The 13381-nt window shown below is 41.6% G+C and carries 12 protein-coding genes and 4 tRNA genes; 12 read left to right on the top strand and 4 right to left on the bottom strand.

Features of this window, described 5'->3' with window-relative positions; translation table 11 throughout:
• The first annotated feature begins 78 nt into the window (after positions 1-78).
• From L1264_RS13360 to L1264_RS13350, 3 genes are all read left to right on the top strand, one after another.
• Positions 79-1221, top strand: a complete 1143-nt coding sequence (locus L1264_RS13360) for a methionine aminotransferase (RefSeq protein WP_328256158.1) — start codon at positions 79-81, stop codon at positions 1219-1221.
• Positions 1209-1982, top strand: a complete 774-nt coding sequence (locus L1264_RS13355) for an amidohydrolase (protein ID WP_235404111.1) — start codon at positions 1209-1211, stop codon at positions 1980-1982. Before L1264_RS13360 ends, L1264_RS13355 begins: the two co-directional genes overlap by 13 nt.
• A gap of 65 nt (positions 1983-2047) precedes the next feature.
• A complete protein-coding gene (locus L1264_RS13350) occupies positions 2048-3463 on the top strand; it encodes a mannose-1-phosphate guanylyltransferase/mannose-6-phosphate isomerase (protein ID WP_235404110.1) in 1416 nt (471 codons plus the stop codon).
• A gap of 93 nt (positions 3464-3556) precedes the next feature.
• On the opposite strand, the gene L1264_RS13345 is transcribed toward L1264_RS13350, so the two are convergent.
• From L1264_RS13345 to L1264_RS13335, 3 genes are all read right to left on the bottom strand, one after another.
• Positions 3557-5713 carry an ATP-binding protein gene (locus tag L1264_RS13345; protein WP_235404108.1) on the bottom strand — a complete coding sequence of 719 codons (2157 nt, stop codon included), beginning with the start codon at positions 5711-5713 and terminating at the stop codon, positions 3557-3559.
• A 153-nt stretch (positions 5714-5866) separates the two neighbouring features.
• Positions 5867-6523 (bottom strand): helix-turn-helix transcriptional regulator, encoded by a 657-nt coding sequence (locus L1264_RS13340; protein WP_135922952.1) that lies wholly within the window; start codon positions 6521-6523, stop codon positions 5867-5869.
• A gap of 230 nt (positions 6524-6753) precedes the next feature.
• On the bottom strand, positions 6754-7125 hold the full coding sequence (locus tag L1264_RS13335; RefSeq protein ID WP_199527225.1) for a histidine triad nucleotide-binding protein: 372 nt from the start codon (positions 7123-7125) through the stop codon (positions 6754-6756).
• A 105-nt stretch (positions 7126-7230) separates the two neighbouring features.
• Here L1264_RS13335 and L1264_RS13330 point away from each other — a divergent pair, with 105 nt between their 5' ends.
• The gene (locus tag L1264_RS13330; protein WP_199527226.1) at positions 7231-7854 is read left to right on the top strand and encodes a DUF2057 domain-containing protein; all 624 of its coding nucleotides are present in this window, start codon (positions 7231-7233) and stop codon (positions 7852-7854) included.
• Positions 7855-7907: 53 nt separating this feature from the next.
• Here the strand turns inward: L1264_RS13330 and L1264_RS13325 are convergent, their stop codons facing one another.
• Positions 7908-9752, bottom strand: a complete 1845-nt coding sequence (locus L1264_RS13325; RefSeq protein ID WP_135922949.1) for a M1 family metallopeptidase — start codon at positions 9750-9752, stop codon at positions 7908-7910.
• Positions 9753-9897: 145 nt separating this feature from the next.
• On the opposite strand from L1264_RS13325, the gene murB reads away from it, so the two are divergent.
• The 8 genes from murB to L1264_RS13285 all read left to right on the top strand — a co-directional run.
• Positions 9898-10908, top strand: coding sequence for a UDP-N-acetylmuramate dehydrogenase (gene murB, locus L1264_RS13320; RefSeq protein ID WP_199527227.1), 1011 nt, complete (start codon positions 9898-9900; stop codon positions 10906-10908).
• On the top strand, positions 10905-11897 hold the full coding sequence (gene birA / locus L1264_RS13315) for a bifunctional biotin--[acetyl-CoA-carboxylase] ligase/biotin operon repressor BirA (protein ID WP_135922947.1): 993 nt from the start codon (positions 10905-10907) through the stop codon (positions 11895-11897). The genes murB and birA overlap by 4 nt, the downstream gene beginning before the upstream one ends.
• Positions 11894-12592, top strand: a complete 699-nt coding sequence (locus L1264_RS13310) for a type III pantothenate kinase (protein ID WP_199527228.1) — start codon at positions 11894-11896, stop codon at positions 12590-12592. The genes birA and L1264_RS13310 overlap by 4 nt, the downstream gene beginning before the upstream one ends.
• A gap of 117 nt (positions 12593-12709) precedes the next feature.
• Positions 12710-12785: transfer RNA gene (locus L1264_RS13305), tRNA-Thr, on the top strand.
• Positions 12786-12825: 40 nt separating this feature from the next.
• Positions 12826-12910, top strand: a tRNA-Tyr gene (locus L1264_RS13300).
• 44 nt (positions 12911-12954) lie between these two features.
• Positions 12955-13029 (top strand) — tRNA-Gly (locus L1264_RS13295).
• 13 nt (positions 13030-13042) lie between these two features.
• Positions 13043-13118: transfer RNA gene (locus L1264_RS13290), tRNA-Thr, on the top strand.
• Between the two features lie 136 nt (positions 13119-13254).
• Positions 13255-13381, top strand: a 127-nt coding sequence (locus L1264_RS13285) for a GTP-binding protein (protein ID WP_033023824.1), incomplete at its 3' end; no start/stop codon positions are given.

Genomic DNA, 13381 nt, shown 5'->3' with positions numbered 1-13381 from the left:
GTTATTTAGACGGCTATACATCTGTTTTAAGCAATGATAGCATCGCTTCGGGCGCAAAACCATCTTTAAGGAACCTCTGTGTTTGAAAGTAAATTGCCGAATTTAGGCACCAGCATTTTTAGTCAAATGACCGCTCTGGCAAATAAGTACCAAGCGCTTAACTTATCTCAGGGTTTTCCTGAGTTTGATGCACCTGAATTGCTAAAAAAACAGCTTAATCATTATGTACTTGAGGGGGTAAATCAATATGCACCTTCAAGTGGTGTTGCAAGGCTGCAGCAGCAAATAGCCGCACTGATTGCTAGAAAATACCATAACAACATAAATTATGAGCAACAAGTTACTGTCACTTCAGGAGCAACAGAGGCATTGTTCGTGGCGATTCAAGCACTTGTTAAAAAGGGTGATGAAGTTGTGGTATTTGACCCCGCGTATGACTCGTATCAACCGGCAATTGAGCTTGCTGGCGGTCGCTCAGTTCATGTTGCTTTGCATGCGCCAGACTACAAAATCGATTGGCAAGCTGTAGCTGATGTTATAACAGACAAAACACGTGTCATCATCATCAACACGCCACATAACCCAAGCGGTAAAATCTTTAAAACAGAAGATATTAATGCCCTTAAAGCGCTTGTTACTAAGCATGATTTATATGTAATTAGCGATGAAGTGTATGAGCACATTACCTTTGATGGCGCTTTGCATTTAAGTGCGCTGACCGACCCTGAGTTATTTGCACGCAGTTTTGTGATCTCAAGCTTTGGCAAAACTTTTCATAGCACCGGCTGGAAGATGGGTTATTGTGTTGCACCTGCCCAATTAATGGGGGAGTTTCGTAAAATTCACCAATATGTGACTTTTTCTAGCTTTACGCCTGCCCAGCATGCACTAGCCGATATGCTCGAGTTAGAGCCAGAACATGTTGATGAACTTAGTGGTTTTTATCAACAAAAACGCGACTTGCTCAGCGAAGCACTAGCGCAAAGCCGTTTTAAAATATTACCAAGTGAAGGCACCTACTTTTTGCTACTCGATTATAGTGATGTGTCTGATCTTGATGATGTTGAGTTTTGCCAATGGCTGGTTGAGCAAGCGGGTGTTGCAGCTGTACCACTCAGTGTGTTTTATAACAGCGCAAGCAGCGACAAAGTGATTCGTTTATGTTTTGCTAAAAATGATGACACATTAAAACGTGCCGCGGAGATTTTATGTCAACTTTAACCTTAGCTTTAGTGCAGTCATCACTGCATTGGCTTGATAAAAGCGCGAATCTTGCACACTTTACTGAGCAGCTTAATGGCTTAAAAGAGCAAGTTGATTTAATTGTCTTGCCAGAAACATTTGCTACTGGTTTTGCGATTAATCTAGATTGCAGTGAGCCTGAGCAAGGTGAGGTACTTAGCTGGTTAAAAGCCACAGCTAAGCAAAAAAATGCTGTGGTTGCAGGCTCTGTTTTAGTCGCAAAAGGTGATAAAAAGGCCAATCGCTTTTATTGGGCTTGGCCAAACGGCGAAGTAAAGTATTACGACAAACGCCATTTATTCTGTTTAGGTAACGAAGGCAATTTTGTTGCAGCGGGTACACAGCGCGAGATATTCACTATTAATGATTTTCGCATTTTACCGCAAGTGTGTTACGACCTTCGCTTTCCTGTATTTCAGCGTAATTGCAACGACTACGATGTGATGATAAACGTAGCTAATTGGCCCGCTGCTCGTCGCCATGTGTGGGATACCCTGTTAAAAGCACGCGCAATGGAAAACCTCTGTTATGTCGTAGGCGTCAATCGCATTGGCGCTGATGGTAATGATGTTGCCCACAGCGGAGGCACTGCTGTATATGATTTTAAAGGTGATACCTTGGCAGCGCTTGAAGATAACCAATCGGGTATCATTATTCAGCGCTTAGAAAAATCACCTTTAGATGACTTTAGAAAGGCTTTTCCTGCTCATTTAGACGCTGATCAATTTCAGTTACTGTAATTGCTCGAAGAAGCCTACTCAAAAATTTGTTAAACTCATGGTTGGATAATTTACTTTAAGCAATCATGAGTCGCAAAATCACCCCCGTTATTCTTGCTGGTGGCATAGGTTCTCGTTTATGGCCTTTGTCACGTAAAGCGATGCCTAAGCAGTTTTTACCTTTGCTTAGCGACAAGTCACTGTTACAGAGCGCGCTTTTACGTGTGGCTGACTCACGATTTAATGCGCCGATTTTAGTATGCAATGAAGAGCACCGTTTTATTGCTAAAGCGCAAATTGCAGAAATCACAGATAGCTATACTCTACTGCTGGAGCCTGAAGGTAAAAATACCGCGCCAGCGATTGCCTTAGCAGCTGAATTTGCATTGCAAAATGGCCTAAAAGATCCCTTACTAGTCATGCCTGCTGATCACCACATAAGTGATTTTGATAAGCTTATTGCATGCTTAGATAATGCTATAGCGCTTTGCCAGCAACAACAGTTAGTGACCTTTGCCATTACACCCACTGAGCCACATACTGGTTATGGTTATATTCGCCAAGGTGAGCAGTTAGCCCATGAAGGCTGCTTTAAGGTGGCTGAATTTAAAGAAAAACCAGCCCGGCAATTAGCCGAGAAATACCTTGCCAGTGGTGAATATGGCTGGAATAGCGGCATGTTCTTATTTTTGCCGGATGTGTATTTAAGCGAACTTAATCGTTTTGCGCCAAAGATTGCTGACAGTGTCGCAAAGGCGGCAAGCTTTACTGCAGATTTAGGTTTTCAACGGCCTGTAGCGAATGCGCTTACAGCATGCCCAAGTGATTCCATTGATTATGCTATTTTGGAGCGTAGCGCTAACGTTGCTGTTATTCCTGTTGATTTAAATTGGAGTGATGTTGGCAGCTTTTCAGCACTCTCTAAAATCGCTGAAAAAGACTGTCATGGTAACTATTTAGCCTCGCAAGGCGTGAGTTTAGATAGCGAAAATAATCTACTCATCAGCGAAGCCGACCACACTATTGCGGCGCTCGGCGTGAGTAATCAAGCAATTATTCATACTCATGATGCCACTTTAGTGGCAGATAAAAGTGCGCTCGATAAGCTTCCTGATTTACTTAAGCAGCTTGCTGTTATTGATAATGACAAATTGACTCACCATCAAGCGGTATTCAGACCTTGGGGCAACTATCGAACTTTAATTGAAAGTACTGGCTTTAAGGTAAAGAAAATAATCGTCAACAGCGGTGCAAAACTCTCAACTCAACGCCATCAGCACCGTGCAGAGCATTGGGTTGTCGTATCTGGAGTGGCAAGTGTGCGAGTAGGTGATGACGAGTTTGAGCTAACAGCCGATCAATCTTGTTATATTGCGGCTAAACAATTACATAGCCTCGCTAATCAACAAGCCACACCTCTGATCGTTATTGAAGTACAAACCGGTGCAATACTTGATGAAAGCGACATCGAGCGGTTTGATGATAGGTATGGTAGGGACTAGCTATAAGTTTTAACTAAATTGAGCCGGTTGTTTCTTTATTGAGAACAGCCGGCTTAAACTTTTATTGGTTAGGTTTTAACGTTTCCGCTTTCCTTAAGTTAATTCACTTCTTACATGTTTTAAGTAGGCTTGAAGGCTGTCTTGCCACAGCACAAGTGTATCTGTAAGCGAGTCTTTAAGAGGTTTGTTGTCGAGTAACTTACGCTCTATTTTTTTAAGCTCTAAGCCGTAACGGTTAAAGCCTAATTGCAAAGCGGTACTGGCTTGGCGGTGGAGAAGCTTGATGCACTGTTCTTTATCATCTTCTACAAGTTGTTGACAGCGAATCAACTTGTTACGAGCTGATAAAACAAATTCGTTGTAGATTGATGATACTTCATCTTCATTAAATGAGCTTACAAGTGTCGCTGCAGCCGTTTCATCGTACAAAGTGTCGCGCAGCTCGACAGCTATGCTCGCAGCCTGGTTCGTTTGCGAATCGCTAAGTGCTTGGCGTAGCTTTTGTTGCTTTATTGGTTTTCCGACAATATCTTTAATTCCCAGCGCCAAGTATTCTTTTATTTCATCGGGGCTAAGGCTTGCTGTAAAGGCAAGCACCGGTGTTCGTTGATTTAAGTGGTCAACAGTTTTGAGTTTTTTTAATACATCCTGCCCACTGAGATCAGGTAAATTCATATCAAGTAACACTACGTCAAAGTGGTGCTTTTGCATTAACTCTATAGCGCTTTTACCATCTTTTGCGAGCTTAATTTTGTGCTCGTCATCGGCCATAAATTCGATAGCAATTTTTTGGTTTAGATCGAGATCTTCGACCAATAAAACGTCAAGCCCAGTTACATAGTCTTTTGATTGGTGGCGCTGTTCAACAAGACTTAGCTCACCAATCGCAAGTGAAATATCGAAACTAAAAGTACTGCCTTTATTTAGCTCACTGGTAATATTAAGTTTACTTCCAAGCTTCTCGAGTAATCGGCTTGTTATTGCCAAACCAAGTCCCGTGCCGCCTTTTTCTTTACCTGCACTGCTTTGTACATAGGGTTCTGTGAGAAAGATAATTTCTTCGTCTTCGATACCCGGACCTGAGTCGATAACACTGATGCGAACAAGATGATCTAATTGTCTTTCTTTAAGTAACGTTACATGTATTTTTACTGCGCCGTGGTCTGTAAATTTAATCGCATTACCCACTAAGTTAATAATAACTTGTCTTAGTTTTTGCTGGTCGCAGTAGTAACATGCTTGAGCAGGTAAATCGTAAATAAGCTCAAACTTTAAATGTTTTTGTTCTGCAAGTGGGCTTAGCAGTAAGCATAAATTGTTTAACCAAGTTTTAAACTCAACATCTTCTTCATAAAGCGCTTCATCACGCTGATCTAGACTTGCATAATCAAGGACTTTATCAACCAGTAAATTGAGAGATTCTGCAGAGTTGATAATCGCTTCACAGTAAGGTTTATCGCGAGGATCACTTGATTGGTTCATGATAAGTTGTGCACTCCCTAAAATACCATTTAGGGGGGTGCGAATTTCATGGCTAATTGTTGACAAAAATAAGCCGCGAATTTCAAGGTCTTTTTGTGCTTTTTCAGTGAGTTGATTTAAATTCTGTTCTCGGCGTTCATTACATAATAATGCCATACCCGTGGCATAAAACATGGGTGCGATAACGCCGTTAATGAATAGGGTAATACTAAACCAGTTTGCCGATAATAAGTCTGCTTTAGCAATATCGCCCATTAATAAAGTGCGGCCAGTAAAAATAGCAAGAATAATGCTGAGTATTAAAATATAGACAATGCTGCCATTAGGGTAGTTTTTGCGGCCATTGCGAATGAACAGTGCCAATAAGAACAGCGCTTCGATAACATGCTGTAAATCAGAAACTAAAATGCGACTTCTTAACTCTGAATTGTCAGTAGAGAGGTAGATCATAAGTAGCGCAAATGCTGCAGTTATACCGACAAAAGCTTTGAAACCGACACACTTAGCATTGAAAAATTGGCAAACGGCAAGAACATGAATGATCGAGGCACAAAAAAGTAGTGAGTTGGCAATCGATATACTGGCTACATTATTAATATGACCATGTAATGCAAAACTCATTACTGATGCAAACATGACAAGAGGGTAGAAAATATAAAGAAGTGTACCTGGGGTATTATTATTTGTTCGCCAGGTTAAATAGTTCAGTAACGTCATTATCGCCATCATAGCGGCGCTTACATAATATAAAGTAGCTGAATCTAGCATTATTTTTCCGGCAGTCTGCAGTCAGCTTGAGAATAAGGTCTATTGCCATGTATATCAACCACAAGATACAAAAACAGACGCTAGTAGCGTCTGTTTAACTTAGTAGGGTGTATTGTAGCAATTGGCAATAATACTTGACGAAGCGTATTGGATTTAACGGATCTCGTCAGGAATATTTTGCTGTGCCCATGACAATAACTCGATACGGTTACGGCATTTGGTTTTTCTGAATGCACTGTACAAGTGAGTTTTTACTGTGTGTGGGCTAATGCTTAAGTCTTCAGCAATCTCTTTATTTTTCGAACCTTTACTCATTAGTGAAATAATTGCTTTTTCACGTTTAGTAAGTTTAACCGGCTCGATGTCGCCATCTGTCAGTTTATGTAAGGCATCTTTATTAAACTGCAGCATGCGATTTAATGCATTACACATGATTTCGCGGCGATACCATAATTGATCTTCCAGCAACAAACGAATGCCTTTCATTAACACATCAGCATTGTCTGTTGTGTAAAAAACACCACGGATACCACTTAATAGAGCACGGTTAGCTAATTCAGGGTTTTCATCTAAATTGAATAATACGATATCGCATTTCATGCGCAGATGAACGAGTTGCTCTTTAAGCTTACCCCATGGATCAGTGCTTGATGTTTCAATGAATAACAAGCGTGTGCCTTCAGGTACTTCAGAAATATCAGTACCAGATGTGACGTCTAGCCCCTGTGTTTTTAAAAGTGGTTCTAATACATTAACACCAATTGTGTTAACCGGTTCTGGATCTAATAATAAAAAGGCTGAACTACTCATATATATACACTCTTGAATAAAGTTGACAGTTTCATCCTACCACGCAATCCACCCCTTTCGTATTAGAAATTTCTGAGAGTTGTGCAGGAAAAGTGCAGTTTGTGTCTATTTTGTGTCAAATAATACAGTTAGTTAACTTAATGCAACGTGTTAACTAACTGATATATATATAGTATAGTCCAAATTAATATGTTTGTACTACTTTTTACAGTTATTTACATATTAAAGTGCTAGGCACTTTCTTTCATCTTATCTTGGTAAGGAGGCCAACCCATTGGTTTGCCCGCTAACATGTGTAGGTGTATATGGTACACCGTTTGCCCGCCATGTTCGTTACAATTCATCACAACACGAAAGCCATCCTCACTAAAACCAAATTGCTTAGCTAGTTTTGCAGCAACGACATACAAGTGACCAACCAAGTGGGCATTTTCTTCTGTAACGTCATTAACAGTCGCAATTGGTGTTTTGGGAATGATCAATACATGAAAGGGTGCTTGTGGATTAATGTCTTTAAAAGCCAGTGATAACTCGTCTTCATAGACGATATCGGCAGGGATCTCGCGATTAATAATCTTTGTAAAAATAGTCTCTTGGCTCATACTTAGCTCTCTTATAAATGTGGTTAAATGACCGCCCACTAATGACAAACTTTATTTGCAGTGTCAAACTGAAACTGCCACAAGTTGAACAACCAAGGAGTGAACATGCGTAAGTTAGTATTACTGAGTAGTGTGTTAATGCTATTGAATAGTGTTAGCAGTGTAGCCGAGACTATTCACTTTCCAGAAGAGCTTGTACCGTTACAAGTGGGAGATCGCCTTATTGAGCAATCATTTTTTAGCCGTGTTGATGATGTTGAGCTTGCCCCAGGTACCTATCAGCTGAAAATGAAATACACAGATCTATATGAGCAAGGTTATGACGACCATCAGGTTGTAGAGTCAGAGCCTTTTTGGGTTGAAGTGACGGTTGAAAATGGCAAAGACTATGATGTTGTATTTAATCGCGCCAGTAATGCTGTAGCAGCGCAGGTGTTTGCTGAGTCACCTCAAGTGAGTCTAAAAGCGAAAGGCAGTGAGCTTGCGATGCCGTTATCAATTGTTAGTTATCGTGCACAGCCAACGTCAGCGCAAGCTGTTGCGACAGCGCCTGTTGCAAGTTCAAGTGGTAAGCCTGCGACAGCGGTGCCAGTTACCTTACCTGCAAAAGTACCAGGTGGGCAGGCTGGATTAAAAAATATGCCAAATGCAGCGGCAATGCTAGAGTTTTGGTGGCAACAAGCGAGCCCTGAAGAGCGTCGGGCATTCTTACAAAAGGTAAGCAACTAAATCTAATTATTAAAAAAGGCGCTGAAATCAGCGCCTTTTTTGAGTTTAGTGACTTATTTTGCGAATAAGTCGTCAACTGTACCTTGTGCAAGAGGGTGGTAACCCGGACGTGCTTTTAAGTACACATCATGCGCCCAGTCTTTTTTACCGTTCTTAATAAGTGCTTTATATAGTGGCACAATTAATTTACGGCGACCGATGCCAGAGAGGTGCTTATCAAGAGCAGGGTAAATTGGTTGATAACCATTACCTACCGCTAGCATAAACCATGCGAAAGCGCGCTCAGCATTAGTTGACTGTGTTAAGTTGAATTGCTTATCAAGCTCAGTCATTTTTTCAATGCTTAAATCGCGAGGTAGATTATTTAAAAAGTGTAGCCACTCATGAACAGACCAATCTGCTGTTGGTAATTGAGCTGCGCTAATCTCACCGTTTAACCATGTTTTGGTTACAGCATCAACTTTATCGAAGGCATCAGAGGTTGGATTTGGTGCATCACTTGGCAAACCTGGCTCAAAAATCCACTCATTAACTTTATCCATGCTGACCACGCCTGGGTACTTGTCGATCAGGTTTGCTTTTAAGTAAGTAACAAATTGAGCGGTTGTAAGAGACTTAAACGCAAATTGATCAAAGTAACCTTTTACAAATGGGTCAAACTTGTCGCGACCATATTTGTTTTCTAGATATATTAAGAAAAGTTGACCTTTAGTGTAAGGCACTGAGCTAAATGCATCATCAGGATCGCGGCCATTTAGTTTTAAGTTAAGGCGCGTATCTGGTGCTGGTAGCGTTTTAAGTAATGCACGTAAGCCTGCTGCATCAAGGGCTTGTTCCATCACTGCACGGTCACGGCCAAACACTTCTTCCATGATGCGGTTTTCAACGTAAGACGTGAAGCCTTCGTTTAGCCATAAATCTTCCCACGTTGCATTGGTAACTAAGTTACCAGACCAAGAGTGAGCAAGCTCGTGAGCAATTAGGTTTACTAAGCTTTTATCGCCGGCAACAACCGTTGGTGTGATGAATGACAAGCGTGGGTTTTCCATGCCACCGAATGGGAAGCTTGGTGGCAGCATTAATAAGTCGTAACGACCCCATGCGTATTCGCCATACATTGCGTTAGTTTTGTCGATCATCGCTTGTGTGTCGTTAAACTCCGCAACCGACGCATCTAAAATTGTTGGCTCAGCAAAAATACCGGTTTGCTTAGACATGGCTTTAAATTCTAAATTACCCGCACCAATTGCGATTAAGTATGGCGAAATGGGTTGTGGCATATCAAATAAGTAGTCGCCGTCTTTATAAAGCGCATCTTTATTGTCAGCACTCATAACTGCACGAATGTCTTTAGGAGTGTGAATACGTGCTGAGTAAGTTACGCGCATTGCAGGCGTATCTTGTACAGGGATCCAACTACGAGCATGAATTGCTTGTGATTGGCTGTACATAAATGGGTGTGACTTACTGGCTGTTTGCTCTGGTGTTAACCACTGTAAACCTGAAGCTTCTGGGCGGCTGTTGTAGTAGATACGTGCTTTAACCGCTTGGCTTTTAAATTTAATTGTTAATTTTGAGCCCTTCACGTCATCACGTGCGGCAAGGGTGAAGTCAGCTTTGTGCCAGCTGCCTTTTTTATCTTGATACATTACTTTGTCGATATCTAAATCGCGAGTATCAAGTACAAGTGTTTTGCTGTTCGCATTGTGCCAATCTAGCGTATGCTCAACAAAACCCTCTAGTTGTTTGTCATCAAAATCAACATCTAAATCTAGTAGTAGGTGAGTGGTTGTTACGTCATCTAAGTTTGCGTAAGTGTGCTGGCTGATTGCATCTGCAGTTGCTTGAGAGCAAGCACCGGCCATAGCAAGACTTAAAAGTAATGGTTTAAACTTCATAATAACCCTGGAACACAAATGAAAAAGAGCCCGTTTTATAACATGATTAGTGCAGTGGGTTGAGTGATTTTTACAATCTAATGCGTATTTTGCGACGATAGGTTACACTAATGCGATTAGTTACCGGTAACCTTTGAGGCGTTTTGTGGCTCAGTCCCTGCAATCTTTTCATACCTTTTCTTTGCCAAGCCAATGCCAGCATTTTTATCAAATTGATGAAGTGAATCAGCTTTTAAGCACAGACTTTTCGTCTCCCTTTTGTATTTTAGGTGAAGGCAGTAATACGGTGTTTTTATCTGACTACCAAGGTTCTGTCGTTCACATGAACACGAAGGGCATAAATATAGAGCAGCAAAGTGATGGCTTTTTATTGCATATAGCGGCCGGAGAAAACTGGCATCAATTAGTCGCTATGACCATTGCCAATGACATACCTGGGCTTGAAAACCTTGCTTTAATCCCCGGTACCGTTGGTGCTGCGCCAGTGCAAAATATTGGTGCTTATGGTGTGGAGCTCGAAAAGTTTGTTAGTTATGTTGAGTACTTTGATATTGCTACCAAAACGATAAACTGTTTAACAAAAGACGAATGCCAATTTGGCTATCGTGACTCTATCTTTAAACATGCACTTAAAAATAAAGCAGTGATCACTCAAGTCGGGTTACTGCTCCCTAAAAAGTGGCAACCAGTGCTTAGTTATGGGCCATTGCAACAGCTTACAACTCCTTCGCCACAGCAGGTGTTTGAACAAATCATCACAACTAGAAACAGCAAACTACCAAACCCAAGTGAACTTGCTAATGCGGGAAGTTTTTTTAAAAACCCAGTGATCTCTAATGAACAACTTGCGGTACTTCTAAAACAGTACCCTGAGCTACCTCATTACTATGTTGATGCTGAACATCATAAGGTTGCCGCAGGGTGGTTGATTGAACATGCTGGGTTAAAAGGCTATCAAGTTGCAGGAATTGAAGTTCATCAGCAGCAAGCGTTAGTGCTCGTGAATCACGGCAATAGCACTGGAGATGATTTAATTGCCATGGTGAAACATGTTCAGCAACAAGTCTGGCAAAATTACAAAATTGCGCTACAACACGAGGTGCGACTGATTGATGCCGATCGTGAGTGTCACATTGAATTGGGAGCTTCATCATGAAAGCGCCAGATGGTAACAAATTAGCTATTTTGCAAGCGCTCAATCAAGGTGGTTTTGTTTCTGGCCAGCAATTAGGAGAGCAATTAGGTATTAGCCGTGCTGCTGTTGGTAAACATATTCATTCTTTGCAGGAAATGGGCCTAGATATCTTTAAAGTAACGGGTAAAGGGTATTGCCTGAACAATAATGCAGGGTTTCTAAATCAACAAGCGATTACTGAGCAGTATAACAAACTAGGTGGTAACACAGCCAACGTTGAGGTGCAGCCAATTATTGATTCAACCAACAGTGAATTAATGCGCCGTCTTCAAAGTGATGTTCCGTTAACATCTGGCACTGTACTGGTTGCGGAAATGCAACAAGCAGGAAAAGGCCGTCGCGGCCGAGTATGGCAATCACCATTTGGCGCTAATTTATACTTTAGTTACTTCTGGCGCTTGGATGATGGCTTACAGGCGGCGATGGGAGTGTCGATTGCAGTAGGGCTAGCTGTATATGATGCCTTAAAAGCTTTGTATCAAATTGATGTTGAGCTTAAGTGGCCAAACGATATTTATATAAACAGAGAAAAACTGGCGGGTGTTCTCGTTGAACTTGATGGGCAACCACAAGGGCCCTGTCAATTAGTGATCGGTATTGGCATAAACCTACATATGCCCGAAAGTGTCAGCCAACACATTGACCAAGCGTGGACCGACCTGAGTCAGCATGTTCAAAAGTTAGATAAGAATAAACTCGCTGCTTATTTGTGTATTTGTTTAGAACAGCGATTAGCGCAGTACCAGCAGTCAGGGCTAAACGAGATGTACATACAATGGAATAGCTTAAATGCATTTGCTAAAGAGTGTGTCGAGCTAAATACAGGGCATCGTAGCTGGCGAGGAATTTGTGAAGGGATTGATAGCCAAGGTGGTATCCGCATTCGCCAAGACGGAGAGGTAAAAAGTTATTATGGTGGTGAGATTTCATTGCGTAAGGCAGATAAATGAGACTGTTAGTTGATGTAGGTAATACTGCTATTAAAGCTGTTTTATATAATCAGGGCTGTTACAAACAATGTGAACTGAATGCGCTGCCTTGGCCGCAAATTAATGACATGGTGTTTGCTTGTGTAGGCAGCACCGAGTTGCTTGCTCCTCTCATTAAGTTAGCCGAGCAACATAAAGTTACCGTGTACGAGGCAAAAGTAAGCGCTAAACTTGAGAATTTAAAATGTGCCTACGAGCACTTTACCAATTTAGGTATTGATCGTTGGCTTGCACTAATTGCTGCATATGTGGAGCTGCCAAAGCAACACTGTATTGTGGTCGATGCTGGCACCGCAACAACGATTGATGTATTAAACAGCGAAGGAGAACACCTTGGCGGGTGGATTTTGCCTGGGCTTGATTTAATGACAACCTCATTAACGCAAAATACGCAAAAAGTGTTCGATGATGGGCAAACTCCATTTGCTGCAGAGTTAGGCCGAAACACCCCTAATGGTTTAAAAAACGGTGCGCTTGTTGCGACTGTAGGGGCAATTGAGCAAGCTAAGCGTCATCTTAATAATGAAAATAGCTGCTTATTATTCGCTGGTGGCTATGGAAAGTTGTTGGCCGAGCAGTTCGCTGAGAGTGAGTTTGACAGTCAGCTTGTTTTTAAAGGACTGAATTACTGGTTAGAATTAACACTAAAACAGTAAAAAAGCCTATATTTGCCTGAATAGTGAGCGTTTAACACATAAAATCACATTTTTTTTGATTTTATTGTTGCATCACAATAAACCTTACCTTAGAATCTCGCCCCGTACTAAAGCAGTGCCGACTTAGCTCAGTTGGTAGAGCAACTGACTTGTAATCAGTAGGTCATCCGTTCAACTCGGATAGTCGGCACCACTTTCCTTTTACCGGAAGTGACTTAGTAAAGAATTTTCGTGGAGGGGTTCCCGAGCGGCCAAAGGGATCAGACTGTAAATCTGACGGCTCAGCCTTCGCTGGTTCGAATCCAGCTCCCTCCACCACTTTATTCTTGACGGTTAGAGGTAGTTTAAGAACAGGTTCCTATGCGGGCATCGTATAATGGCTATTACCTCAGCCTTCCAAGCTGATGATGCGGGTTCGATTCCCGCTGCCCGCTCCAGACTTCTGGTGTTGCTGATATAGCTCAGTTGGTAGAGCGCACCCTTGGTAAGGGTGAGGTCGGCAGTTCAAATCTGCCTATCAGCACCAGTATCGAGAACTCATCTTAATTTCTTCCTTTATCTGTCAGAAAAAACTATTTGAAATTTGAAAAAATTAAATTAATCTACCCTCGGTGGATTATTTTCATATGTAATCTAGATACACAAAACTGATAGGTTCCGTCATGGCAAAAGAAAAGTTTGAACGCGTAAAACCGCACGTAAACGTTGGTACAATCGGCCACGTTGACCACGGTAAAACAACTCTAACAGCAGCAATCACTAACGTACTTGCAAAAGTATACGGTGGTG

Source organism: Pseudoalteromonas sp. APAL1, from assembly GCF_021532475.1.
Lineage (GTDB): Bacteria > Pseudomonadota > Gammaproteobacteria > Enterobacterales > Alteromonadaceae > Pseudoalteromonas > Pseudoalteromonas lipolytica_C.
The sequence above is the reverse complement of the archived record's forward strand: the minus strand, read 5'-3'. Positions and strand labels throughout refer to the sequence as shown.